This window comes from Peribacillus folii (assembly GCF_030271255.1).
Taxonomy (GTDB): Bacteria; Bacillota; Bacilli; order Bacillales; family DSM-1321; genus Peribacillus.
In genome coordinates this window covers 197,480-223,431 of record NZ_JASJOM010000004.1, presented here as the reverse complement: position 1 = coordinate 223,431, position 25,952 = coordinate 197,480, and the positions used below count along the sequence as shown (strand labels likewise).

At 42.4% G+C, this 25,952-nt stretch carries 26 protein-coding genes and 1 pseudogene; 21 read left to right on the top strand and 6 right to left on the bottom strand.

Going from position 1 to position 25,952, the window contains the following annotated elements; translation table 11 throughout:
- Window positions 1-79 precede the first annotated feature (79 nt).
- Window positions 80-268 carry a hypothetical protein gene (locus QNI08_RS08265; RefSeq protein WP_285766941.1) on the top strand — a complete coding sequence of 63 codons (189 nt, stop codon included), beginning with the start codon at window positions 80-82 and terminating at the stop codon, window positions 266-268.
- 921 nt (window positions 269-1,189) lie between these two features.
- Here QNI08_RS08265 and QNI08_RS08260 read toward each other — a convergent pair.
- Both QNI08_RS08260 and QNI08_RS08255 read right to left on the bottom strand, forming a co-directional pair.
- A complete protein-coding gene (locus QNI08_RS08260) occupies window positions 1,190-1,351 on the bottom strand; it encodes an RNA polymerase sigma factor (RefSeq protein ID WP_285767134.1) in 162 nt (53 codons plus the stop codon).
- A 649-nt stretch (window positions 1,352-2,000) separates the two neighbouring features.
- On the bottom strand, window positions 2,001-2,318 hold the full coding sequence (locus tag QNI08_RS08255; protein ID WP_285766940.1) for an excalibur calcium-binding domain-containing protein: 318 nt from the start codon (window positions 2,316-2,318) through the stop codon (window positions 2,001-2,003).
- A 271-nt stretch (window positions 2,319-2,589) separates the two neighbouring features.
- Between QNI08_RS08255 and QNI08_RS08250 the strand changes: the two genes are divergently transcribed.
- The 3 genes from QNI08_RS08250 to QNI08_RS08240 all read left to right on the top strand — a co-directional run bounded on the left by QNI08_RS08250 (window position 2,590) and on the right by QNI08_RS08240 (window position 5,648).
- Window positions 2,590-2,937: a metal-sensitive transcriptional regulator gene (locus QNI08_RS08250; protein WP_285766939.1), complete on the top strand. Its 348-nt coding sequence runs from the start codon at window positions 2,590-2,592 to the stop codon at window positions 2,935-2,937.
- Between the two features lie 15 nt (window positions 2,938-2,952).
- A complete protein-coding gene (gene copZ, locus QNI08_RS08245; protein WP_285766938.1) occupies window positions 2,953-3,159 on the top strand; it encodes a copper chaperone CopZ in 207 nt (68 codons plus the stop codon).
- Between the two features lie 89 nt (window positions 3,160-3,248).
- Window positions 3,249-5,648, top strand: a complete 2,400-nt coding sequence (locus tag QNI08_RS08240; RefSeq protein WP_483313761.1) for a heavy metal translocating P-type ATPase — start codon at window positions 3,249-3,251, stop codon at window positions 5,646-5,648.
- An 87-nt stretch (window positions 5,649-5,735) separates the two neighbouring features.
- On the opposite strand, the pseudogene QNI08_RS08235 reads toward QNI08_RS08240, so the two are convergent.
- Window positions 5,736-5,950, bottom strand: a pseudogene (locus tag QNI08_RS08235) (transcriptional regulator); the annotation flags it as partial.
- Window positions 5,951-6,181: 231 nt separating this feature from the next.
- Between QNI08_RS08235 and QNI08_RS08230 the strand changes: the two are divergent.
- Window positions 6,182-7,330, top strand: a complete 1,149-nt coding sequence (locus tag QNI08_RS08230) for an FtsW/RodA/SpoVE family cell cycle protein (RefSeq protein ID WP_285766936.1) — start codon at window positions 6,182-6,184, stop codon at window positions 7,328-7,330.
- A gap of 297 nt (window positions 7,331-7,627) precedes the next feature.
- Here QNI08_RS08230 and QNI08_RS22505 read toward each other — a convergent pair whose 3' ends face one another.
- The 3 genes from QNI08_RS22505 to QNI08_RS08220 all read right to left on the bottom strand — a co-directional run bounded on the left by QNI08_RS22505 (window position 7,628) and on the right by QNI08_RS08220 (window position 8,390).
- Window positions 7,628-7,708: a DnaA N-terminal domain-containing protein gene (locus QNI08_RS22505; RefSeq protein WP_352231209.1), complete on the bottom strand. Its 81-nt coding sequence runs from the start codon at window positions 7,706-7,708 to the stop codon at window positions 7,628-7,630.
- A gap of 12 nt (window positions 7,709-7,720) precedes the next feature.
- Window positions 7,721-7,978: a hypothetical protein gene (locus tag QNI08_RS08225; protein WP_285766935.1), complete on the bottom strand. Its 258-nt coding sequence runs from the start codon at window positions 7,976-7,978 to the stop codon at window positions 7,721-7,723.
- Window positions 7,979-8,222: 244 nt separating this feature from the next.
- Window positions 8,223-8,390: an aspartyl-phosphate phosphatase Spo0E family protein gene (locus QNI08_RS08220; RefSeq protein WP_285767133.1), complete on the bottom strand. Its 168-nt coding sequence runs from the start codon at window positions 8,388-8,390 to the stop codon at window positions 8,223-8,225.
- Window positions 8,391-8,811: 421 nt separating this feature from the next.
- Between QNI08_RS08220 and QNI08_RS08215 the strand changes: the two genes are divergently transcribed.
- The 16 genes from QNI08_RS08215 to QNI08_RS08140 all read left to right on the top strand — a co-directional run bounded on the left by QNI08_RS08215 (window position 8,812) and on the right by QNI08_RS08140 (window position 25,814).
- Entirely contained in the window at window positions 8,812-10,560 is a 1,749-nt protein-coding gene (locus tag QNI08_RS08215) for an alkaline phosphatase D family protein (protein WP_285766934.1), read from the top strand.
- 42 nt (window positions 10,561-10,602) lie between these two features.
- Complete coding sequence (locus tag QNI08_RS08210) at window positions 10,603-10,803, top strand: twin-arginine translocase TatA/TatE family subunit (RefSeq protein ID WP_285766933.1); 201 nt, start codon at window positions 10,603-10,605, stop codon at window positions 10,801-10,803.
- A gap of 116 nt (window positions 10,804-10,919) precedes the next feature.
- Complete coding sequence (gene tatC / locus QNI08_RS08205) at window positions 10,920-11,648, top strand: twin-arginine translocase subunit TatC (RefSeq protein WP_285766932.1); 729 nt, start codon at window positions 10,920-10,922, stop codon at window positions 11,646-11,648.
- 383 nt (window positions 11,649-12,031) lie between these two features.
- Entirely contained in the window at window positions 12,032-12,661 is a 630-nt protein-coding gene (locus QNI08_RS08200) for a YitT family protein (protein ID WP_285766931.1), read from the top strand.
- A 350-nt stretch (window positions 12,662-13,011) separates the two neighbouring features.
- The gene (locus QNI08_RS08195; protein ID WP_285766930.1) at window positions 13,012-14,424 is read left to right on the top strand and encodes an amino acid permease; all 1,413 of its coding nucleotides are present in this window, start codon (window positions 13,012-13,014) and stop codon (window positions 14,422-14,424) included.
- A gap of 274 nt (window positions 14,425-14,698) precedes the next feature.
- Entirely contained in the window at window positions 14,699-15,517 is an 819-nt protein-coding gene (gene phnX / locus QNI08_RS08190) for a phosphonoacetaldehyde hydrolase (protein ID WP_285766929.1), read from the top strand.
- 149 nt (window positions 15,518-15,666) lie between these two features.
- On the top strand, window positions 15,667-17,430 hold the full coding sequence (gene xsc, locus QNI08_RS08185) for a sulfoacetaldehyde acetyltransferase (protein ID WP_285766928.1): 1,764 nt from the start codon (window positions 15,667-15,669) through the stop codon (window positions 17,428-17,430).
- 112 nt (window positions 17,431-17,542) lie between these two features.
- Window positions 17,543-18,901, top strand: coding sequence for an aminotransferase (locus QNI08_RS08180; RefSeq protein WP_285767132.1), 1,359 nt, complete (start codon window positions 17,543-17,545; stop codon window positions 18,899-18,901).
- 25 nt (window positions 18,902-18,926) lie between these two features.
- On the top strand, window positions 18,927-19,214 hold the full coding sequence (locus tag QNI08_RS08175; protein WP_285766927.1) for a hypothetical protein: 288 nt from the start codon (window positions 18,927-18,929) through the stop codon (window positions 19,212-19,214).
- A 38-nt stretch (window positions 19,215-19,252) separates the two neighbouring features.
- Complete coding sequence (locus QNI08_RS08170) at window positions 19,253-20,314, top strand: YeiH family protein (RefSeq protein ID WP_483313756.1); 1,062 nt, start codon at window positions 19,253-19,255, stop codon at window positions 20,312-20,314.
- Window positions 20,315-20,553: 239 nt separating this feature from the next.
- Window positions 20,554-21,264, top strand: coding sequence for a GntR family transcriptional regulator (locus QNI08_RS08165; protein ID WP_285766926.1), 711 nt, complete (start codon window positions 20,554-20,556; stop codon window positions 21,262-21,264).
- A gap of 150 nt (window positions 21,265-21,414) precedes the next feature.
- A complete protein-coding gene (locus QNI08_RS08160; protein WP_285766925.1) occupies window positions 21,415-22,170 on the top strand; it encodes an SDR family NAD(P)-dependent oxidoreductase in 756 nt (251 codons plus the stop codon).
- 17 nt (window positions 22,171-22,187) lie between these two features.
- Entirely contained in the window at window positions 22,188-22,613 is a 426-nt protein-coding gene (locus QNI08_RS08155) for a MarR family winged helix-turn-helix transcriptional regulator (protein WP_285766924.1), read from the top strand.
- A gap of 307 nt (window positions 22,614-22,920) precedes the next feature.
- The gene (locus QNI08_RS08150) at window positions 22,921-23,916 is read left to right on the top strand and encodes a thiamine pyrophosphate-dependent dehydrogenase E1 component subunit alpha (protein ID WP_285766923.1); all 996 of its coding nucleotides are present in this window, start codon (window positions 22,921-22,923) and stop codon (window positions 23,914-23,916) included.
- A 12-nt stretch (window positions 23,917-23,928) separates the two neighbouring features.
- A complete protein-coding gene (locus QNI08_RS08145) occupies window positions 23,929-24,912 on the top strand; it encodes an alpha-ketoacid dehydrogenase subunit beta (protein WP_285766922.1) in 984 nt (327 codons plus the stop codon).
- Window positions 24,913-24,956: 44 nt separating this feature from the next.
- Window positions 24,957-25,814, top strand: coding sequence for an aminoglycoside 6-adenylyltransferase (locus QNI08_RS08140; RefSeq protein WP_285766921.1), 858 nt, complete (start codon window positions 24,957-24,959; stop codon window positions 25,812-25,814).
- Window positions 25,815-25,952 lie beyond the last annotated feature (138 nt).

The window sequence follows — 25,952 nt, the reverse complement described above, 5'->3', positions numbered from 1 at the left end:
TTAACTACAAGAAAGTATCCGTTCCATCCCCTTAGTAGAGTCGCTTAACAATTAATAAGCAGTTATCAGAGGTGTATTCATGGATGCTTCAAGTCTTATTTTCTTAGCAATTTATTGGATGGGAATCATTATTTGGTCAATAAAAAATAAGGATGAGGCCAAAAAGGAATTACTTCAAATGAAAAAACATTGGAAGACATGGGTTATTGTAACTTTATTCGTTTTAGTTCCATTTTTAGCTGTCGCAGTAATGGGATTTATCCAGTAATTTATTGTACCTTATTAATCTAACAGGTGATCCTTCATAATGTGGATTGCCTTTTTTACTGTAAGGATCTATAGGAAAATAAAGGGTTATATCGGTGGTGCATTTATAGCTCCAACGTAGTAAAAGGGGCTGGATCACTTGAAGAAGGTATTTTTTGCTCTGTTAGAGAATAGTATCCGATAGAGGTGAGGAGGGGGAAAATGGTTGGTTATAGTTATGAGAAACAACATGTAAAAAAGCTAAGGACTTTTATTTATATTACGATAGCATTAATGTTTTCAATTATATTTATTTTTATCAGCGTTTTTCTTTTGTTTTTTTCTATGTCAAGTATTTGGGAGATTGCGTATTTTCCACCAAAACTAGCGATTTTTTCATTCCTGATTTCTATAGTGTTTTCTATTTTAACTTTTAAAAATCTCATCGGGAAAATTTTGTTTCTGTTAAATATGTTGCTAATGATCGTTATGATTTATTATGGAGCATAAAAGCATCATTGTTAGCCAGCCTGTATGTATGGAACTTTTGTGGATAGTATGTTTAGATCTAGAACAATAAAGCTGTCCAAAGTGAAGGATGAATTTTATGGCATTGATATTATAGCAAAATATTGCTTACTTCGTTGTAAGGAAAAGTTGTGATTAGGGTTATGCAGCCTTAGAGGGAGGTGCAAATGAATAGACTTCGACATTGTAATGGTGAAAATGTAGCTTCGGAGGTAACGAAACTTGAAGCATTTCAAATTGGAGCTGACCAGAGTAAAGCATACTAAGCTTCCCTTATTATTGAATGAACCTGATGAGGCAACAAGGAGCAGTCTTTAATGCAGGTTTTCTATCGGGAATGGCTAGTTTAAGTAGGAAGCAATGATCAGTGAAATAAAGTATAAGAGAATGTTTGCTCCATAAGAAAAAGAGCTGCCTAGGCAGGAATCCACGTTTTTAATGTACACTGCTTATTAAATTTAGATCGAGATTGTAGTAACCGTATAAAAACATCTTGTGTTAAATCTTCTGCATCGTTTTGATTCCCAGTGAAACAAATCAAGAACTTATAAACATCGAGATAATACTTGTTATACACGATCTCGATGCTCTCATCTAAATTATCTTGATCAAGCAAACATACCCCTCCTTTTTGTGTTCAATTATTAATCGAATAAGAATCCAAAAAGTTACAATAATTAAAAGGAAATAAACCAGTAAATCTAAAATAAATTGTAAATGAGCTTGTTAAGGGATGTTGTTGCTTAAAAGGAGTAAAGATAAAAATTACTTGAAATGGGTACGTAACTCGTATCATCCGTTTTGCTTGGATGATTTTGGGGGCTCCAATCAAATTCATCTTTTCTTGTTACAATTAGATCGATTGTTATTGGACTTATCCTTTTTCACATCGTCTGATCCTCAATCCTGTTATGTACAAATTAATGAAGTACCTTCATTGGTAATAATAGAATGAATGACGAAACACTTAACGCTTTCAAGACTGAATCACAATTATAGTGGAAGCTTTTTTTCATGGAAATGAAAGAAATGCTGTTGTTGAGGGATTTAAATCTAGTGAAGAAGAGCATCCTGTAGGAAATAAACTCGGGAAAAACGAAGCTGATTTAAAGCCATGTTAAACTAATATAGCGAGTATGGAAAATGACGAATGTAAAAAAAGATGAACACTAGCAAAAATAGCGCTCACCATTTTTATCGGTTACAGCATTCCAACTTGTTTATATTTACTTTTCACAGGCAATGCCGTCATTATCACGATCTAAATCATCATTATTTTTCATTGCTTTATTATAGATTTCTAAAGAAATCTTAGTTCCTTTGGACAAAGGTTTGTACGATACCTTCTTTGTCTTGCGGTCCACTACTTTGTTTTTAGTTTTAGCGGATTTTGCAACTCCCTTTGAATAGGTTTTATTAAACACTGTGCAGTTTTTATATAGATTGGTTTTAGTGGCCGCTTTTGCCTCATCAGCAGTGGCGATTCCACCGGTAAAACCGATAATCAAAGCAGAAGACAAAACGATGTTGATTGTTTTTTTCATGATACCCTCCCATGTAATCTTAATGACAACCTTTATTTTTCAACAAAATGATATTTTTTGCAAGCTTTTTTTAGAAAATAAGGGAGATATTAACTTTAATATACACTTAATTAAACCGTCTAAAGCGAGGCCTTTTACCATCAAATTTCCAGGGTAGCCAAGAATCTGAATAAAAATGGACGATAAACGAATAGTAAAAATAAGGTCAGACATCGTTTTCTTTGCATAGGGTAGGTGGGTATGGTATATTATTGTTTGAGGAGGGATGGGAATGGATGAATTGGTTAAAGGTCCAGAATCGATGGATGATGAAGTCTGCTGCACGACCTCTTCAAATGGCCGTAAAAGTCATCATTCAGATGCAGTGAAAAAGAATTTAACGACCCGGTTAAATCGTATTGAGGGACAAATTCGCGGTATCAAAGGTTTGATCGAAAAAGATACGTATTGTGATGATGTGATAACCCAGATAGCGGCCACTCAAAGTGCGATGAACAGTGTCGCCAAAATCTTATTGGAGGGGCATCTTAAGAATTGTGTCGTGGATCGCCTGAATGAAGGAGATACAGAAGTAATAGATGAAGTGCTTGTTACGATTCAAAAATTGATGAAAAAATAAGGAGTGTTGGTTTAAATGGAAAATGTAACATTGAATGTAAGTGGAATGTCTTGTGGACATTGTGTCAGCGCAGTGGAAGGGAATGTAGGAAAACTTGCAGGTGTGGACAGTGTGAAGGTGCATTTGGAATCCGGTAAAGTGGATGTAGCGTTTGATAATGATAAAGTATCACTTAAAAAAATTAAAGAAACGATCGATGATCAAGGGTATGACGTCGAGTAAGGGATGAGAGTGCTTTTAGGGCACTTCTTTTTTTCAAAAAAATATACCCCATAGCGGTATAGGAGGGCGGGGATTACGTGGGTGATTCCATGAAGGAAACAAGTATGCAAATCTCAGGGATGACTTGCGCTGCTTGTGCTAACCGAATTGAAAAAGGGTTAAACAGGCTTGAAGGCGTTGAAGAAGCTACCGTTAATTTGGCTTTGGAAAAGTCAGTCGTTAAATACAACGCCGCAATTGTGAGTGCTACTGATATCAAAAAGAAAATTCAAGATCTGGGCTACGATGTAATAAAGGAGAAGAAGGAATTTACGGTTACAGGGATGACTTGTGCTGCCTGTGCAACACGTATTGAAAAGGGTTTGAATAAATTGGAAGGGGTGAGCCGAGCCAATGTGAATCTTGCGCTAGAAAGTGCTACCGTCGAATATGCACCTTCCGAAACCACTCCGGCTGACATCATAGAAAAGGTCGAAAAGTTGGGATACGGGGCAATCATCAAGGAAGATAATAGGGAATCCGTTGACTTCCGTCAAAAGGAATTTCAAAAGCAAAAGGTTAAATTTATTTTTTCCATTATTTTATCGTTTCCATTGTTATGGGCAATGGTGAGTCATTTCAGTTTTACTTCATTTATCTATATGCCTGAATTTCTCATGAATCCCTGGGTGCAAATGGCATTCGCCACACCTGTACAATTCATTATTGGAAGGCAGTTTTATGCGGGTGCATACAAGGCTTTGAAGAATAAAAGCGCCAATATGGATGTTTTAGTCGCAATGGGTACATCGGCTGCCTATTTTTACAGTGTCTATCAGGCCATCATTTCGGTCGGCTCCCACCACATTGCGGGACTTTATTTCGAAACAAGTTCCATCCTGATTACCCTCATTCTATTAGGGAAGCTATTCGAAGCAAAAGCGAAGGGTCGTTCTTCCGAGGCAATTAAAAAGTTGATGGGTCTCCAAGCAAAGACAGCCTTGGTAATAAGGAATGGAGAAGAGCGGGAAATCCCACTTGAAGAAGTCCTTATTGGTGATATCGTTTTGGTGAAGCCAGGGGAAAAAATACCTGTGGATGGGGAGATTGTCGAGGGGAGCTCGGCTGTCGATGAGTCGATGTTAACGGGAGAAAGCATTCCAGTTGATAAAACGATTGGCGCTATAGTGATCGGTTCTACATTGAATAAAAATGGCTTTCTTAAAATGAAAGCTACGAAGGTAGGAAAGGATACTGCCCTTTCTCAAATCATCAAGGTCGTTGAAGCTGCGCAAGGGTCCAAAGCTCCGATTCAGAGGCTTGCTGACCAAATCTCTGGAGTGTTTGTTCCGATTGTCGTCGGAATCGCCCTTTTAACATTCATAGTTTGGATCAGTTGGGTCAATCCTGGCGCCTTTACACCAGCATTTGAAGCGATGATTGCGGTGCTCGTGATAGCTTGTCCCTGTGCGTTGGGATTGGCAACGCCCACCTCCATCATGGCTGGATCGGGGCGCGCGGCAGAATCCGGAATCCTCTTCAAGGCAGGGGAGCACCTGGAAACGACGCATCATATCGATACGGTCATTTTGGATAAAACAGGAACGGTTACGAATGGGGCCCCTGTACTGACTGATGTCATTGTCGGCAAAGGGTGGGAAGCAGAAGCATTCCTATCACTTATCGGTTCTGCTGAAAAGCAATCCGAACATCCTCTTGCCCAAGCGATCGTCCAAGAAATTCAAGCAAGAAAGGTAACCCTTTCGGACGTTGGGGAGTTTGAAGCGATACCCGGTCATGGAGTGAAAGCGGTCGTGAATCAAAAGGAGCTATTGGTAGGGACGCGGAAATTGATGAAGCAAAATGATGTGGATATCGCGTCGGCGGAAACAGTGATGGAAGAACTTGAAGCCCAAGGAAAAACAGCCATGCTTGCTAGTATTGATGGAGACTATGCAGGAATCATTGCTGTTGCGGATACGATTAAGGAAACCTCGCTAGATGCGATTGCCAGGTTAAAAGCGATGGATATCGAGGTCATCATGATAACCGGGGATAACCAAAGGACGGCCAATGCCATCGGCAGTCAAGTGGGCATCGATCAAGTGATTGCCGAAGTCCTTCCTGAAGGGAAGGCGGAAGAAGTGAAAAAACTCCAGAACTCCGGTAAAAGGGTTGCGATGGTCGGAGATGGGATTAATGATGCACCCGCGCTTGCGTTGGCCGACATCGGCATGGCAATCGGAACCGGCACCGATATAGCGATGGAAGCAGCGGACATCACCTTGATCCGTGGTGATTTAAACAGTATTGCTGATGCAATCCTGATGAGCAGGAAAACGATGCGGAATATTAAACAAAATCTGTTCTGGGCTTTTGCCTATAATGTAATCGGAATCCCGATAGCGGCAATCGGTCTGCTTGCTCCTTGGTTAGCTGGGGCTGCTATGGCCTTCAGTTCGGTATCAGTCGTATTGAATGCACTTCGCCTTCAAAGGGTGAAGCTCTAAAGGGTAGCGTTTTTACAAGGAAGGCATTGGTAATTGCACCAATGCCTTTTTGCTATTATTTATCCATGATGCTCGAATGAGTGGAATTTAACTTTCAGGAATAATGCTAACGGCAATCGTCCGAACAGGAGCATCTTTTTCTTTTCCAGAGGAATGGTAGTATTTTGTCATCAATTCATTTAATTCCGTTTGATATGGCCTAAAGCGATTCTCAGCGAGCTTTGTTGCACCATCTTCCTCGCCGAACTTTGATATTGGGTCGAAATGGATAACTGATATAGGGTAATATAATCAAGCTCCTTGCAGCAGAAGCTTGAATTTGTTTATCTGCTTTGATAACGCAAAGTCAATAAACTTTCACAAGATTACTATAATCATGGAAAAAATAGAAAAAAATGAAACAAACCAACGAAAAAATGGTAACATTTAGATGGTGGAAGGTATGGATTGGAGTTGATAGGTGAAGGGAGCATTGTAAGATTTAAAACGTTAGATTAATGGTACAGAAAAATTGAAAAAGATTCGGTGATGATGTGAACAAACGAAAAAGTTACTTTGATTCAAATCTTGCTCTGTTAATTGTCATGTTGATGATTTTCAGCAGCGTTAGTTTATACAGCGCACAAAAATATGCACAGCTTGACCTCAATTATTCCAAGCAGCAGATCGTATGGTTTGTCGTAAGCGGTTTAATTGTTTTGATCATATTTTATTTTGATTTCGAGTCGATCATGAAACTGACTCCGTATATATATTCATGCGGCATTTTGCTGCTATTATTCGTGTTATTAGGTCCACAAAGTATTGCCCCGGTCAGGAAGGGGGCCAAATCTTGGATCGAAATTCCAGGATTGGGCTCGATACAACCCTCAGAGTTCATGAAAATATTCTTAATATTGATGCTGTCCTATATTTTGACTAGACATATTGATAAATTTCAGGTAGGGGAGATAAAATCGGATATTAGGTTGCTAGGTAAAATGGGATTGTTTGCCGCGTTGCCGATCGGGCTCACTTTATTGCAAAACGACTTTGGTACATCGCTGGTAATGGCCGTCATCACGATGGGAATCATCCTCGTATCGGGAATCAATTGGAAGATGATTGCATCAGTGGTTACGGTAGTGGTTGGTTTTATAGCCTCCCTAGTAATCACCTATCTGTTTGATCCTACCCTCTTATTGGGCTTATTGGACGGCTATCAATTGGATAGGATCAATTCTTGGCTCGATCCATTTGGACATGGCCAGGGAATCGGATACCAATTGAAGCAATCCATTTTGGCAATCGGTTCCGGCATGACGGATGGGAAAGGCTTCAACCAAAGCAATGTCTACATTCCTGAAGCCCATACCGATTTCATATTCACGATTGTCGCTGAAGAGTTTGGCTTCATTGGGGCAAGTTTGCTCATATCACTTTATTTTTTCATTATTTATAAAATCGTGACAACTGCACTGAGTGCCGCTTTTTTCGAATCTTTTATTTGTGTGGGAGTCATCTCGTTCTTGACCTTTCACATCTTTCAAAATATCGGAATGGTCATCGGACTGATTCCGATAACGGGAATTCCGCTGCCATTGATGAGCTACGGAGGGAGCTCGGTAATGGCGACGATGATGGGGCTTGGGCTCGTTTTGAATGTTTCACTGAAGAAGAAGGATTACATGTTTTCTGATTAGATGATGCTGAATGAACACAGTAAGCGTATGGATCAAGCGGTGCTTGGTCTTTTTTTTTCTTTTAAAAAGCATGGATGTAAAAGGAGAGGGGGCGTGAGGAAAAAATGAGAGGGGTGCAAGCTATATAAGGAGAAAGTTCAAGAAAGGGACGAATGGAAAAAGCAGCCAAAATGCTGCCGGCTGTACATTTCGATCGAAATGAAATATCAACGAAGGAGCCTTATGGCCCCATCGTTTTCGGTTTTTTTTTCATTATTTGTCAATGGATCGAATCTCGTAATCTTTGCCACTGTTTTCCTAAAATAAGGATTGTATTAATTTCCCATAACGATTTTCTAGCCAATCCCTGGCTAATTCAGTAGGTGCAGCTAAAGTCATTAAGTCATTTGATTACGAAACTACGAACACATCTTTTAACCATGTCTCGTAACTTGGTTTGCTGATCTTTTTTTGGATTTGAATTTTAACTAAAGAAAATAACATATGTTCATTGGATACTTCCGTTTGTATTTTGACATCTTCTAACGCGGGGTGCGCATCATTTTCTTTTGTTAGATGATCGATTATTTTGGTGACACGGTTTACTTCTTGTTCAAGTGAAATTTTAAGCTCTTGTAATTCCTTCATCAGAATATCTTTATCATTCATTGTTCGCTCTCCTTGGTAACTGGCTATTTGTTTCAGTTCGTTTACTAGTCTCTTGAACCGAAGCGGGCAGCTGTACAAGCAGATGGTATCTTTTACAGTTGTTCCAAGAATAGATGGGGTTTTTGTCTAGGAGAGGGGATGTACGAACCTTTGGGGTGAATCATAAGGGTCATCCAGCATAAACACAGCGATTATTGAGCAACAAGAAAGGTCGTTCCACTTGTGAAAGAACAGATTGGTGTTTTTACAATTGCTGAAAATGTATCATTTCTTTCTCTTTTCCTAGTAAATTCAAGAGTTTATCTAATTCTTGACTAATATGTAAAGTGTTTGGGGCCGTGAATCCATACTTTAATGCGGTGGTTATTAATTCTTTCCTCAATATTTCGATTTTTTCATGTAATGCTTCCATACTATCCAATTCAAAATCCCTCGAGTACTATTTTTTTGGTATAAATTCTATTATTACATAAATTAGGATGTATTTAAATGAAAAGTAAGTATTTACTTGTGAAATATTATTCAAGCTTAGGTGATTCTTGAAAAGAACAGGGGACATATCCTTCTTGCAATGTTTCTTTTAGTTCATTTCCTTTGTTATTTGTAATGAATTAATAAATGATTCATGAAGAAAAATAGGATGAAAGACTTTCATGAGTCGCAGAGGTTCGTGGGTAGTTGTCCATGAGAGGCGATCATTTAGTATCAAAAGTACCGATAGTCTTGATTGAATATCCCTAAAAACCGAAATCGCGGATTTACACGACTTCATATACTGTTAAAAATCTCCTACTATACTTGAAGCAGATTCAAATAGTAGGAGGGAATGACCCATGGAAAATGAAAAAGCGATGGATGAACTGATCAAGAAATGGAGTGAAGTGAGTATAGGAAACAATATGGACCGACGGAATTTTATCCAGGGAGCGAGCAAGCTTGCCGGGCTGTCATTAGGTCTAGCACTTGCCCAGTCGATGGGCGGGATTGAAGTGAATGCTGCTCCTAAGTTCAGCGAATACCCCTTTACACTAGGTGTCTCCTCAGGTGATCCGCTTTCGGATGGTGTCGTTTTATGGACAAGGCTGGCACCCGATCCTCTGAATGGTGGGGGAATGCCGAATGAAGCAATTGCCGTTAAATGGGAGATGGCAAAGGATGAACATTTCAGGAAAATTGTGCAACATGGCAAGGAAATAGCCAGACCTGAGCTTGGTCATTCGGTGCATGTGGAAGTAAGCGGATTAAAATCGGATAAGGTCTATTATTATCGGTTCAAAAGCGGCGGGGAGGTAAGTCAGACCGGGAGGACGAAAACGCTTCCGGCAATGGGTTCAACCGTTTCAAGCCTGTCCTTCGCGTTTGTCTCATGCCAGCAATTCGAGCATGGATATTATACGGCCTATAAGCATTTGGCAAAAGAAGATCTGGACCTTGTCTTTCACCTTGGGGATTATATATATGAATACGGGCCGAATGAATATGTTGCCGCGACAGGAAATGTGCGAGTACATAACAGTCCAGAGATCATCACCCTGGAGGATTATCGAAATAGATATGCCCAGTACCGTTCAGATTCGCACTTAAGAGCGGCACACGCAGCATTTCCATGGGTCGTGACTTGGGACGATCATGAAGTTGAAAATAATTACGCAAACATCATCCCGGAAAAAGGCCAATCCGTAGAAGCGTTCATCAAGCGAAGGGCAGTTGCCTATCAAGCTTATTATGAGCATATGCCCCTTCGGAAATCGGCATTGCCTAAGGGATCGGATATGCGCTTATATCGAAGTTTCTCATATGGTGACCTTGCTTCATTCTTTGTACTTGATTCACGACAATACAGGGATGATCAGGCAAATGGCGACACCAGTTCACCGCAAACCTCGGAATCCCTCGATCCGAGGCGTACTTTACTCGGTCCGGAGCAGGAACGATGGCTGACGGATGGCCTCTTGAACTCAAAAATGAAGTGGAACGTTCTGCCGCAGCAAATTTTCTTTGCCCAGCGGAATTATGGAACGCCCTCTGCCCCAAAATTCAGCATGGATTCCTGGGATGGATATCCGGCGGCACGTGAGCGGTTGATTGATGTCATAAAAAGCAGCAACATCGAAAATTTGGTTGTATTGACCGGTGATGTGCATGCAAGCTGGGCAGCCAATTTGAAACAGGACTTCAACGATCCTGAATCGCGGATATTCGGTGTGGAGTTTGTCGGCACATCCATCACTTCCGGGGGAAATGGGGCAGATGTTCGTGCAGATACGGCTAAAATATTAAGTCAAAATTCACATATTAAGTTCTTCAACGATTACCGCGGTTATGTCAGGTGCAAAGTGACGCCTGAACAATGGAAGGCGGATTATCGGGTCGTCCCATTCGTCACTGAACCAGGAGCCGATATATCGACAAGAGCCTCCTTCGTTTTTGATAAAGACCAAACGGGCCTGCGAAAGGTGGCGGCAGCCGCAGTAACGGATGGTGTCCAAAAAACGGGTGAAGTGGAGGAGGACCGTACGCGCGCGCATGGTCGTGCACATGAAAAGCAAAAATCGAAACAACGAGGCAAAGTTACGAATTGATGGGCGGCAGGGGGATTTGTATAAACGAAGGAGTGAAGTTGGATGCTTTCTAATATTGGAATACCAGGGCTAGTCATCGTTCTCGTGATCGCATTGATCATCTTTGGACCGTCGAAGCTGCCGGAAATCGGCCGTGCGTTCGGCCGTACTTTAACCGAGTTCAAAAGTGCCGCCAAAGGACTGGTGACTGATTCGGATAAAGAGGATGAAAATGAAAAAAAGGCTGCATGGAAAAAGGGATGAATAAGAAAAGCTTGGGCGGGGGGAATCCTCTCCCGCTTGATTCAGTTTTTTTAGTGGTTTCACAATAGTTGGAATTATCGTCCTATAATAGATCTTTTTGAAAAGGAGCGGGGAAGGTGGAAAGCAAGGAAGTGCATGTAATGGAGCATATGAAAGAACTCCGGTGCAGGATCATTAAAACACTGATCGGATTTATCGCAGCGTTCATAGTGAGTTTCATCTTTGTACAGGATATTTATGAGTTACTCATTAAAGATATTGATGGCAGGCTTGCCGTGCTTGGTCCCAGTGATATCCTCTGGGTATATATGATAGTTGCTGCGGTTTGCGCAATCGCGGCATCAATACCGCTAGCAGCCTATCAAATATGGCGCTTCGTGGCGCCTGCATTAAAGCCAGAAGAGAGAAAAGTCACATTTCGGTTCATTCCCGGGCTGTTCTTTTTATTCATCACCGGCATCTCTTTTGGATATTTGGTGTTGTTTCCCATCGTGCTCGGCTTCCTCACCTCCCTATCTGCCGGTCAATTCGAGATGATGTTCACTGCGGATAAATATTTCCGGTTCATGCTCAATTTGGTCTTGCCGTTTGGGATTTTATTCGAAATGCCGCTTGTGGTCATGTTTCTGACCAGATTAGGAATCATCAACCCGAATTTGCTGAAAAAGTCGCGAAAGATTTCTTACTTCGCCCTTGTTATCATCTCAATCGTAATTACGCCGCCTGACATCATTTCCGATATTTTGGTTATCATCCCTTTGCTTTTGCTTTATGAAATGAGTGTCCAGCTGTCGACCATCGTGTATCGAAAAAGGCTTCTGAAAGAGGAAGCACATATCGCTTGAAACCATAACAGCTCAGGACAAAATTCCATGGAACACAAACTTTAGTATCGTAAAATAATAGGTCGTGTAAAGAAATAGCTGGAAGTGTGAGAAAAATGGGATGTTGCGCCTTAATCATTATATAGTGACCATGAACATGCTCAGAATTATCGGGGCATGTTTATTTTTTCATTGTGAAGGATAGTGGTTTCTTTGTAGCGAATAATTGTCAAATTGAGGTTGCGGTAAAATGGGTTTTCATCCTCACATCTGCCTTGTTCATGCGGATAAGGGATGAAAATGTGATGGAACAAAATAGTGAGTTGTCTATATGAATCATTCCAATATTATTAAGTATAAATATATAGCCAGATCACATCATTGAAAGGATAGGTGTGTAATGAATGAAGGATTTATTCAAAATAATTATAGGAAACATTTCAATGACCCTTGCTTATGCTTACTTGATCGTGCCAAATGAAATCATAAATGGAGGCGTAACCAGCTCCGCCTTGTTATTGCACGCATTATCGGGATATAACATTGCTATGCTAGCTAATTTAGTGACAGGATTTTTGTTGGTTACATGTTTAATTTTCCTTGGAAAAGAGTACTTTGTTAAGTCGATCGTAAGTTCGCTTAGCTATATGTTGTTTTTTAATTTGTTTTATTCGCTGCATATCCGTGTTGATATGAATATTGTTTTAGTGATCCTAATTTCGTCGGTTTTGATCGCGGTAGGATACTATTTATGCATAACGGCAAATGCCTCCACCGTTGGTTTTGATGTGATCGCGTTAATTTTACATCATAAAAACGAAAAAATGGATATTGCTGCGACAATAAGGGTGATTAATCTAATCGTACTAGTCTTGGGGCTTCTGGTTTACGGATACACGTCCATCATAAAGGGAGTTGCATATACCTTGATCTTTTCATACCTGTTAAAAAGGATGCTCGATAGAAAACAAAATTCGATAAGGATAAGTAAGGATTTTGATGAAGATGGAACCTGCAGAGTGAAGGAGCTATGAAAGCTTTCAGCCCTTGTCTGTGACGTGGTAAAAGAGATTTTGGTTTGTTATCTAAATATTCAGATTTCAATTGACTTTGAAAAAAACTGCGTGTATTATACACATAGAAAGTGGTACTAACGTCATGATGTAACGATGTTAGTTCCTGCTTAAAAGGAAACTGGGAAGGGGGTATATAGTTACAGAGCATGATGAAGATGGTGGCATTTCCCTGTGTTGAATCAGAAAGCCGAGGCCCAAGCTCCACGACCTTTTTAAAATCATTGGAAAGAATGCGGAAAAGCTTTGTATCTACATTCAAGTGATTATCTTTAGTTGATTCACCAAATCAATGAAAGTTGGTGGCGAGTATGAAAAATCAACAGGAAGAGCTGAAGCCAGGTCTGAAACAAAGACATTTGACGATGATATCACTGAGTGGTGTCATTGGAGCTGGTTTATTCGTAGGAAGCGGTATCATTATTGGTCAAACGGGCCCAGGAGCGGTTTTGTCATATGTTTTGGCAGGAGTGATCGTCGTTTTAGTGATGAGGATGCTAGGTGAAATGGCAACAGTGAATCCTGATACGGGTTCTTTTGCGGTGTACGCAAGGGAAGGAATCGGAGAATGGGCAGGTTTCACGACAGGCTGGTTATATTGGTTTTTTTGGGTGATCGTGATAGCCCTGGAAGCTACGGCGGGGGCTGCAATCATCCACGGCTGGATCCCATCGGTTCCGGTCTGGGTAATAAGTCTTTCATTGATTGTTCTTTTGAAATTGACGAATATATTTTCCGTTAAATCGTTCGGCGAGTTTGAATACTGGTTTTCAATTACGAAAATAATCAGTATCATCTTATTTTTGTGTCTGGGTTTGCTCGTGATTTTTGGCTTGTTGCCCAATATTGAACCACCTGGCACCTCAAACCTTCTCAACTTTGGCGGCTTTATACCCAACGGGATAAGTTCTGTGCTTGTCGGCGTCGCGATTGTTTTTCATGCATTCGTAGGAGTTGAGATTCCTGCAATTGCGGCTGGTGAGACCAGCGATCCGGTTAAATCAGTCAAAAGTGCACTAAACAGTGTGGTTTGGCGAATCCTGATTTTCTATATCGGATCGATCACTGTAATCGTGACCATTTTGCCATGGAATTCAGCTTCCTTGCTGAAAAGTCCATTTGTTGCCGTGCTGGAATTGCTAGGCATCCCGTCTGCTGCGTTCATCATGAATATCGTGATTCTGATAGCCTTGCTTTCGTGTTTGAATTCTGGATTATATACCAGTTCCCGCATGTTATTCTCCCTGGCACAAAAGGGGGATGCACCAAAGCCATTTGCAACCGTCAGCAAGAATGGCGTCCCGATTTTGGCTGTATTCGGCTCTACTCTGTTCGCTTTCATCAGCACCATTTTCAGTTATATCTCTCCTGATAAAATCTTTTTCTTTTTGGTGAATTCCTCGGGAGGGGTAGGCATACTTGTCTACTTATCGATTGCCGTTTCCCATCTCCGCTTGAGGAAGCGGATGGAGAAAGAGAATCCAGGAATATTCAAGATCAAGATGTGGTTATTTCCGTATTTGACCTATGTCACGATTCTTTCCATGATTTCCGTATTGATATTAATGGCATTTATCGATTCCCAGCGGCCGCAGTTCATCTTTACAATGTTATTTAGTTTGATTGTTGTCTGTTCATTTTTTTTCTTCCGAAGAAGAAAAACGAAATACATGGAGAAGGATGTACATGTTGTACCTGGTTCCGCTAATACAGAAAAACTGTAGTCAGCATTTCGATCCTGTACGTAAAAAAATTGCCTCGTCTGCTTCCAAGAAATTTCCTCAGTGCCTACTTCAATCACTTGTCAGCTCGAATATTCTCCATAGAAAAGAAGTGTCATGAAAGCATCGGTTAGAGACGGCAATCGTTTTCTTACGTCCGCAATTTGGCATGGATGAATGTAAATAAAAGATTCATGGTATTTACTGAATGGGTGCAAAGGTTTAAGCATCATCACTTGAGAATGAATATGGGTTTAACCTATGGAGGGGACAGCAGATGGAGCGGGAAGAGGTACAAGCAGTAATATTCGATTGGGCAGGAACGACAGTGGATTATGGTTGTTTTGCACCTGTTCATGCATTTGTCGAGACATTCAGGAGAAGGGGGATCGAAATCACCGCTGAGGAAGCAAGGGAACCGATGGGTTTAGCAAAAATAGATCATATTCAAAGTATCCTCGGAATGAGAAGGATCAAGGACGTATGGAACGCGGCATTTGGAAATGAACCGAACGAAAAAGACGCCCAAGCTTTATATCGGGACTTTGAGGCCACTATTTTCAAGGTTTTGAAATATCATGCCAAGCCTATACCTGGTGTAGTCGAACTAGTAAGCCAGCTGCGGAAACAAGGAATCAAAATCGGTTCGACCACGGGATATACACGCGAAATGATAGCTGTCGTTGCCGAAGAAGCTGAAAAATGGGCATATAAACCCGATTCGATCGTCACGTCTGTGGAAGTGCCATCGGGGAGGCCGGCGCCTTGGATGTGTCTTCAGACGGCAATCAATCTCCAGGTGTATCCACTTAGTAAAATGGTTAAAGTAGGCGATACCGTAAGTGATATAGAGGAAGGGATCTCTGCGGGAATGTGGACGGTAGGCGTTTTGAAAGGCGGCAGTGAAATCGGTCTTTCAGAACAAGAAATCACGAATGCGGATCCTTATCAATTGCAAGCGAAGATGAGGCGAGCGGAAAATCGTTTCCTGATGGCGGGTGCAGATTTCGTGATTGATGAAATAGGTGACCTATTGGAAATCATCGACCGGATCAACCATAGATTGATAGAAAGGAAGGATTCTTTTATCGGATAGTGAAGTGTTGCCAATCTACTTGCTTTTAAATTCAAAATTTTCTAATTATTCATTGACTGTTGGGTGAAATGGTAGTATTATACATCTTATAACTGGTACGGACGTCGCAACGTCATTATCAGAATATACTATAACGAGGAGAATGTGCTATGGTCGAAACAAAAGTGGGAAGAGGTACGAAAGTAAAAATGACTCCAAGTGAAGCCATCGTTGAGACACTAGTGGCGGAAGGAGTCAAACATATTTCAGGGATCCTGGGGTCAGCGTTCATGGATATGCTCGATTTATTGCCAACTGCAGGCATCCGTTTCATTGGCGTCCGCCATGAACAAAGTGCTGCACATATGGAAGATGCTTATTGCCGGGTTTCAGGGGTTGCGGGCGTCGTCATCGGACAAAATGGACCAGGGATGACCAATATGGTTACCTCGGTTGCAGCAGCAAACCAAGCTCATACTCCGATGGTCGTGATCTCTCCTTCAGCTGGAACGCCGACGGTTGGCTGGGACGGTTTTCAGGAATGCGATCAGGTTTCCATTTTCAAGGCCATCACGAAAGAAACGGTAAGGGTGACACATCCAGGCCGTGTGGCTGATTGCCTCAGGACTGCTTTTAGAATTGCATATGCGGAAAGAGGGCCGGTATTATTCGATATCCCTCGTGATTACTTCTATGGCGAAGTGGAAGACCAAATCCTTCAGCCCCATCAATATCGCGTAAATGAAAGAGGCTGCGGATCTTCCGTTTCCTTGGATAAAGCTGCTGAATTGTTGGCTGAGGCCGATTATCCGGTGATCATTTCCGGAAGGGGCACCGTCGATTCCGATGGTATCGAGGAGATTAAGAATATTGCAGAATATTTAACAGCTCCGGTGGCTGTCTCTTATATGCATAATGATGCCTTTCCTGCGGATCATCCATTGTCTGTCGGCCCAATCGGCTACATGGGATCGAAAGCGGCCATGAACACGCTTAAGAAAGCGGATGTAGTCTTGGCGGTCGGTACGAGATTATCGGTATTCGGAACATTGCCATGCTATGACATCGATTATTTCCCTAAGGAAGCGAAGATCATCCAAATCGATATAAATCCACGGCAAATTGCCAGGACACATCCTGTGGAAGTGGGGATTATCGGGGATGCCCGTGAAGCAAGCAGGGAAATCATGTCCCGTTTGAAGGCGATGAGCCCTACCATCAAACAAGAGAAAAGCCGAATGGTTGAAGTGGTGAATGAAAAACGAAAATGGGACGAAGAATTGGTGAAACTTGCGATGGTTGATGGTACCCCGATCAATCCCCGCCGGGCTTTATTGGAGTTAACGAAGGTGCTGCCTGAAAATGCCATCGTCACAACGGATATCGGCAATGTATCTTCAACTGCGAACGCTTACTTGAAATTCAATCGGAGCCGCAGGCATATCGCTGCGCTAACATTTGGAAATACGGGTTTTGCCTATCCGTCCGCACTCGGTGCCAAGCTGGCCGAGCCGAATTCACCAGTCATAGCGATCGTTGGGGATGGGGCGTGGGGGATGAGCCTGCATGAAGTAAGTACGGCCGTTGAAGAAAATATCCCGGTCATTGCGTGCGTCTTTAACAATAATGCTTGGTGTGCAGAGAAAAAGAACCAAGTGGATTTTTATAATAATCGATTTGTGGGAGCGGATATCCAAAACCCGGACTTTGCTGAAGTTGCCCGATCAATGGGGGCTGTTGGGATAAGGGTTGAAAAACCAGAGGAATTGGGCAGGGCCATCAAAAATGCCATAAGCTCAAACAAGCCGACTGTCATTGATATTCAAGTGGATGGAACGCAATTGGCACCACCTTTCAGAAAAGATGCCCTAAAAATGCCTACTAGATTATTAGAAAAATATGCTCATTTAGATTATAAAAACTGGGATAAATAATGGAAGCTTAACATCTTAAGGCAGGTGCGATGGCTGTCTGGAATTTGTCAACCATAGCACCATTGCAATTTGCATCAAACCGTCTAAGTAAAGGGATAAGGGGGTTTCAATGATGAAATTGGAAGCTGAAAAGAAAGACCTCGTTCAAATGGATAAGGACCATTTATGGCATGCGATGCATCGCTATAACGATAAGGATGCACCGATGATGGCAACAAAAGGAACAGGTTCATGGTTTACCGATAGTATAGGAAATAAATATTTAGATGGGGTATCCGGATTATGGTGCTTGAACCTGGGCCACGGACGTAGAGAAATCGCGCAGGCTGCCTACGAACAAATGCTTCAGCTTTCATACTTTCCGTTGACGTTAAGCCACCAGCCCGCTATCGAATTATCTTCGAAAATCAGTGAACACCTTAATGGTGTCTATACAACATTTTTCAGCAACAGTGGATCAGAGGCGAATGAAACCGCCTTCAAAATAGCCCGTCAATATCATATCCAAAATGGAAATCCGGGCAAATACAAATTCATTTCGAGATATAGGGCTTACCATGGCAATACTTTCGGCGCACTTAGTGCAACGGCCCAGGCCAATAGAAGGGTGAAATATGATCCGGCGGTTCCGGGATTCCTTCATGTGCCGCCTCCGTATAGCTATCGGAGCCCGTTCGGGGAACAAGTTGAAAACTCCGACCTCTTGGCAGCAGAATATATCGATCAGGTCATTAACTTCGAGGGAGCCGAAACGGTAGCCGGGCTCATACTTGAGCCATTCATATCAGGCGGAGGTGTCCTGGTTCCATCAAAGGCCTATCTAACAAAAGTTGCAGAAATTTGTAAGAAACACGATGTTCTTCTCATTGTGGACGAAGTGGTATCAGGTTTTGGCCGAACAGGTAAAATGTTCGGATTCATGCACTCCGATGACGTTCAGCCTGATATTGTAACGATGGCAAAAGGCTTGACCAGTGGGTACCTTCCGCTCGGCGCAACGGCAGTGAGCTCGAATATCTATGATAAATTCAAGGGAGCCGGGGATTTAAACCATTTCAGGCATGTATCGACATACGGAGGACATCCGGCAGCATGTGCCGTTGCCCTGAAGAATATCGAGATCATCGAAAAAGAAAGCATTGTCCAGCGGGTGGCTGAACTCAGTGAATCGACGCTTAGTGAGCTGTTCGAATTGACCGCCCTTGATAAAGTGGGGGAGGTACGCGGTGTTGGCTTTTTATTCGGGATCGAATTGGTGGAGGATAAGAAGACGAAAGTCCCCGTTTCCGATGCCTTCATGGGAAAAGTGATAACGTCCTCCAAGGAAAAAGGCCTTATCATCGGTCGAAACGGTGATACCGTACCTGGATATGGAAACGTATTGATCGTTGCTCCGCCTTTATCTTCAACCGTTGAAGATTTACAGTTTATCATGGAAACGGTTAAATCGGTTTTATATGAATTATGCTGACTGATAAAAAGTGAGGGGGATGTATATGGGCATGACGCATTTTACTGTCATGCCCATCCTTGGACTGGATAAGAAGAAGGGGGAGATATGCTGGCTCATGAGAGGGGGTTGGTCGTTCTTGCACATTCCGATGGAACAGGCATTAAGGTGCCATCGTTCCCTGACTTTGGACATTCCTGAATTATGCGGGAACCATCCGGAACGATTGCCATTTTTAAGTGAATGTGAAGATTTCATCAACGCCTTTTCTTCTCCTGCTGCTGAAGAAACAGATCTTTTTCAAAGAAAGGCTGACTACTTACCACAGGGATAAGAACGTGTATATGTTTATTTGGAAGGGGGAGCGAAGGTATGGAATTAGAAAAATATGAGCCCCTGGAAGAATCGGGCATGAAGCACCTTGATTCGGATCCAAACCCAGAAAGTAGGGCGCTACTATGGGTGAGCGGAATCGCCTTCACCTTTTTCATTGCCCTTTTAGGTCTTGGCCTGTCCAAGATTGCCGGATTCAACCGGATCGGTCCGCTTGCATGCTCGATCATCATTGCCGTCATGTATCGTCAAATAGCTGGCTATCCTGAAAAATTCAGGACCGGTATCGAGTTTTCCGCAAAAAAACTCTTGCGTTTTGCCATTATTTTATACGGGCTGAAATTGAATATCGATGTGATATTCAATCAAGGTTTGCCATTGTTGGTCCGTGACATAGGGACAGTGGCCTTTGCCATCGTCGCCATGGTCTTGATTGCAAAGTGGCTTAAGGCGGATGCCTCAATTTCCCTGCTGCTTGCTGTAGGAACGGGGGTTTGCGGTGCTGCAGCCATCGCGGCCATCTCCCCGATCGTGAAGGCAAAGGAAGAAGATACCGCAATTGGTGTCGGGATCATCGCTTTAATGGGAACGCTTTTCTCGATCATTTATACGCTGTTACGCCCGGTTCTCCCGCTATCTGCTTTGGATTATGGGATGTGGTCAGGCATCAGCCTGCATGAAATCGCCCATGTTGCATTGGCAGGAGCTCCCGCAGGTGAAGATGCTCTGGCAATTGCCCTTCTCGCTAAACTGGGTCGTGTCTTTTTACTTATTCCGTTATGCTTCCTGTTTATGTATTGGATGAAAAGACGTTCGTCGGATAACGCGGCACAAGCCGCCAAAATTGATTTTCCATGGTTTCTCGTCGGCTTCATCATCATGAGCTTAATGGGGAGCTATCTATTTGGAGAGTATATTGCCGTTTCTCCAGTCGTAATGGATGCTATTTCCAAAACGACTTCATTCATTTTAACAATGGCCATGATTGGTCTTGGTTTGAATGTCAGCCTTCAAGCGCTTCGTACAAAAGCCATGCGCCCATTATTAGCCATGACCGTTACATCGCTCCTCCTTTCCATCATTTCGTACTTTATCGTTTAATCCAATTTGGCATTTCCTTTTTCCGGCTTGATAGGCAGGGAATTCATATTAGGTTGGCCCTGAATGATCTGCATCATTCAGGGCTTTTCTTGTAAAATAGAAACCAATTACTTTTCCTCGGACCAGAAGGAGGGGGGGAATGCTGCATACTCGTATGTTTGAATATTAGAACTATTTGGTTTACAATGAAAGAACTGATACGAACATTACAATGTCTTTATCTGTTTGGAGGAAATCGTATGGAGCTAGACTTTAAAAATCCCATCCCTTTACATGCCCAATTAAAAACCATTTTGGAAGATCAAATTCTAAAAGGGTATTATAAAGACAAAATCCCAAGTGAAAGGGAGCTCATGGACATGTATTCCGTCAGCAGGAGCACGGTTAGGGAAGCGGTATCGATCCTTGTTCGTGAGGGCATATTGGAAAAGAGGCATGGAAAGGGGACGTTCGTTTCCCTTAAACCTGTCCAGGAATGGCTTAAAATGATAAGCTTCACCGAAACGACAAAAAGCATGGGAATTAAATTGCTTGATCACGGCCGCGTGGTGACTCCTGAGAATATTGCCGATGCAAATGGGTTCGAGGATGAATCCTATCACATCAAAAGGCTGCGGTCACAGGGGGATGTACCCATTGCCATCGAACTGCACTATTATTCTTTGGAACTAGGAAAAAAATTGACCCAATTCGATTTAAGTACCACCGTGCTGTATGATGCATTAGAAGGCGATCTGAACATCAACTTTTGTGAAGCGGAACAGATTATCACTTGCGGCTATCCGACCAAGGAGGATGCAGAACATTTAGGTGTGGATGAAACGATGTGCTTACTGATTACAGAGCGTATGATTTTTGATTCCGAGAACAACCTGGTTGAATACTATAAAGGGTTATTCCGCTCTGATATGTATTCCTTTGCTATGAAAATGTCAAGAAAGAATAACTGATTGATTCCCGTCAGCCAAAAAACCCTAAACCTTTCCTTAAGCTGGGAAGGTTTAGGGTTTTTTGGTTCCTCTTCATTTAAATAGTGACATTAAATACTTTAATATTAAATATTTTAATGTTAAAATAAATTTGGAAGGAGTGGTTGAATCATGAACAAACTTCAAGGTAAAATCGCATTAATAACTGGAGGAGCTTCAGGTATCGGTAAGGGAATCGCAACGGCTTTCGTGAAGGAAGGCTCTAAGGTAGTCATCATTGATGTAAATGAAGAGCTTGGAAATCAAACCATTAAAGAATTACAAGCACACCAAGCCGAATCCATTTTCATTCAGGAAAATTTGGTTGAATATGATAAACTAAAAATAATCGTGAAGCAGGTTATCGATAGATTTGGGAAATTGGATATCCTGGTTAACAATGCTCATGCGTCAAAAATGAATTCGATAGAAAAAACGACCCAAGAAGATCTGGAATTATCTTTTAATACCGGTTTTTATCCCACGTTTTATCTCATGCAGGCTGCATTGCCATTTTTGAAAGAAACGAAAGGGAAAATCATTAATTTTGCATCGGGAGCAGGATTGAATGGAGATGTCAGCCAAGGATCGTATGCTGCTGCAAAAGAGGCCATTCGAGGCATTTCCCGGGTGGCGGCTAATGAATTTGGCCCATTTGGCATCAATGTGAACATCATCTCACCGATTGCAAACTCACCGGGTGTTCAGAAATGGGCAAAAGAAGAACCCGAATATTATCAAGCCATGGTATCAAAGATTCCACTGAGGAGACTTGGTGAACTAGAAAGTGACATCGGGAGAACAGCAGTGTTCCTTGCCAGCGAAGATTCGGATTATATTACGGGACAAACACTCATGCTCGATGGCGGATCCATTAAACTTAGATAATCGTACAGGAGGAAACTTTGAGGGAAACGGATATTTTTAAATTAATACACGCAGTGGAATTATTTACGAATGAAGCCATAATCAGGTGGACCAAATCATTTCCATACAGCATTGGAATCTCCCCCATTCTCGTTTTAGCTGAAATGAAGCAAAATGGAGCGCAAAAGCAGTCGGTTATGGCTAATAAGCTTGGGTATACGCCCGCTTCTATGACGAATATTTCCAATCGGCTGATAAAGCAGGGCTTTGCCAAGCGTGAGTATAATGAAAGTGATCGCCGGAATGTATTACTGGCAATCACCGAAGCTGGCATTGAAGTCCTGACCGAAGCGCAACAGAAAGGTAAAGAATTGCGGTTGGAGCTATTCAAGGTACTAAGTGAAGAAGAAGTGAAGCAATATTTAGCCCTTCATGAAAAATTGCTGAAAAACTTGGAAAATTAAAAAAAGATTGGACTCAGCTAGAGTTCAATCTTTTTTTTGCAATGAGAACTAATTCATGGCCTGCGAGTTTATCTTCAATTTTATTACAATACGTTTCACCTTTATTGGTGTTCTTGTCCGTTTTATTTGTACTTGAGAGTGGGCTGTCATGGACGTTACGGTGAAAATTAGTTGAAAAAATGCGCGTTAAAGTGGTAGGATATATTATGTAGATTTAGTACCAGGTAATAACAGTAGATAACATAGTTTTTGCAGATATTTTATGAGGAGAATGGAAATTACATATGGTTTAGGAGGATGAAGTTGTATGATGGAAAACCGTCATCGGCAAGCTGGACTCAGCGATGAGAAAGTGCTTGAGATGTATAAAGTGATGTTGCTGGCAAGACGTATAGATGAACGGCTGTGGTTGTTAAACCGTTCTGGCAAGATTCCATTTGTCGTTTCCTGTCAGGGGCAGGAAGCCTCTCAAGTGGGCGCGGCGTTTGCATTGAATCGTGAAAAGGACTACGTTCTTCCTTATTATCGGGATCTTGGGGTAGTTCTGGCATTTGGAATGACAGCAAGGGATTTAATGTTATCCAGTTTTGCAAAAGCAGAAGATCCCAATTCAGGAGGCAGGCAAATGCCAGGCCATTTCGGACAAAAGAAAAACCGGATCGTGACGGGTTCTTCACCAGTGACGACTCAAGTGCCGCATGCTGTAGGGATTGCCCTCGCTGCAAAAATGGAAGGACAAGATATCGTTTCCTTCGTTACATTTGGAGAAGGCTCATCAAATCAGGGCGATTTTCACGAAGGGGCGAATTTTGCTGGTGTACATAAACTTCCGGTGATTTTGATGTGTGAAAATAATCAATACGCGATTTCCATCCCGATCGAGAGACAATTGGCTTGCAAAAAGGTATCTGACCGGGCCATCGGTTATGGCATGCCAGGAGTGACGGTGGATGGAAACGATCCGATCGCCGTATACCTGGCAGTGAAGGAAGCGGCCGATAGAGGCAGGCGCGGTGAGGGACCAAGCTTGATCGAGGCGGTTTCCTACAGGCTTACACCTCACTCCAGCGATGATGATGACAGTCAATACAGGTCGGCCGATGAAGTATCGGAGGCAAAAAAAATAGATTCGATCATTACATTCGGTGCCTATTTAAAGGCCACAGGGGTCATGGATGACGAAATAGAAAAACAGATCAATGATGAAATAATGAAAGTTGTAAACGAAGCGACTGATTACGCAGAAGAAGCTCCATTTGCAACGGAAGATACACTCTCAAAATACGTTTATGCTAATGAGTAAGGAGGAAAGAGGATGGCAGTAATATCATATATAGATGCCGTGATAATGGCGATACGTGAAGAAATGGAACGTGATTCCCGTGTATTTGTCCTAGGAGAGGACGTTGGAAGGAAAGGCGGCGTGTTTAAGGCGACATCAGGTTTGTATGAACAATTTGGGGAACACCGTGTCATTGACACCCCGCTTGCTGAATCGGCCATCGCCGGAGTGGGCATTGGAGCGGCGATGTATGGGATGAGGCCGATTGCGGAAATGCAATTTGCCGATTTCATCATGCCTGCAATCAACCAAATCATATCGGAAGCGGCAAAAATCCGTTACCGGTCAAATAACGACTGGCAATGTCCTATCGTCATCAGGGCCCCTTACGGCGGAGGGGTACATGGGGCTCTATATCATTCGCAATCCGTCGAAGCGATTTTTGCCAATCAACCGGGGCTGAAAATCGTCATGCCGTCCACCCCTTATGATGTGAAGGGATTATTGAAGGCGGCTATCCGAGATGAGGATCCGGTCCTGTTCTTTGAACACAAGCGTGCTTATCGTTTAATTAAAGAGGAAGTGCCTGACGATGATTATGTTTTACCGATTGGAAAAGCGGATATCAAGCGTGATGGCGATGATGTAACCGTGATTACATACGGCCTTTGTGTTCATTTTGCACTACAAGCAGCGGAGAAGCTGGCCAGTGATGGCATTTCCGTTCATATACTTGACTTAAGAACCGTTTATCCTCTGGATCAAGAGGCGATCATTGAAGCAGCCGCAAAAACGGGAAAAGTGCTTTTAATCACTGAGGATAATAAAGAAGGAAGCATCATTAGTGAAGTGTCGGCGATTATTGCGGAAAATTGCCTGTTTGATCTGGATGCCCCCATCATGAGACTGGCTGGGCCTGATGTACCTGCCATGCCATATTCGCCAGCATTGGAAAAGTCCTTCATGGTGAATCCAGAAAAAGTGGAAAAGGCACTGCGTGACCTAGCTGCCTATTAAATGCAAGATAAAGGCATCATTCATTTACGGGAGGTGTATGGTTCATGCGCTCAGAAGAAGAGATGATGTCATTGATCATCCATGTCGCTGAACGTGATGATCGCATTCGCGCTGTGTGCATGAATGGGTCGCGAACGAATGCGAGTGTCCCAAAAGATGTGCTCCAAGATTATGATATCGTCTATCTCGTCTCGGATATCGAGTCATTCAGACTGAATCCTGGCTGGATAGATGACTTTGGTGAAAGGATCATCTTGCAGACCCCGGAGGATATGTCTTTATTTCCGCCGAGTTTAGGAGATCGCTTCTCTTATTTGATGCTGTTCATGGACGGAAACCGAATTGATTTACAATTGGTTCCCATAGAGCAAAAAGAAAGGTATTGCAGGGAGGATAAGCTAACGACCGTCTTGATGGATAAAGATGGCTGTCTTCCGGTGCTTCCTCCTCCCACTGATGAGGATTACTGGGTGAAAAAACCTACCGTTGAGTTTTATAACGATTGCTGCAATGAGTTTTGGTGGGTCTCGACATATGTAGCCAAAGGTTTATGGCGAAAGGAAATTCTTTATGCTCAGGAACATCTTGGCCAAATAAGGAAGATGTTCATTCAAATGCTGGAATGGCAGGTGGGCATTGAAACCGACTATTCCGTTAGCGTCGGTAAATGCGGAAAATATTTGGAGAAATTTTTGTCCGATGAGAGCTGGGGGCATCTTCTGTCCACATATGCAGATGGCGGGTATGAGAGTGTCTGGCAGGCACTGTTTTCCATGTGCCATTCTTTTGATCAAAGTGCAATGATGGTTGGGAAGCAATTGAACTATGCCTATCCTTATCAGGCCGATAGACGAGTTTATGCATATTTGGAACACATTCATGCCTTGCGGGTAAATGATTGATCGGTCTAGTGTTTTTGATTAAATTCGATGAGAAATAAAACATTTGCACCATATCATGTTCCAAAAGCTAAACCGGAATGTTGACAAAGGTTTTTTTTTTATATAAAATTACTTTGAACTTGAGATATATTAATTCAA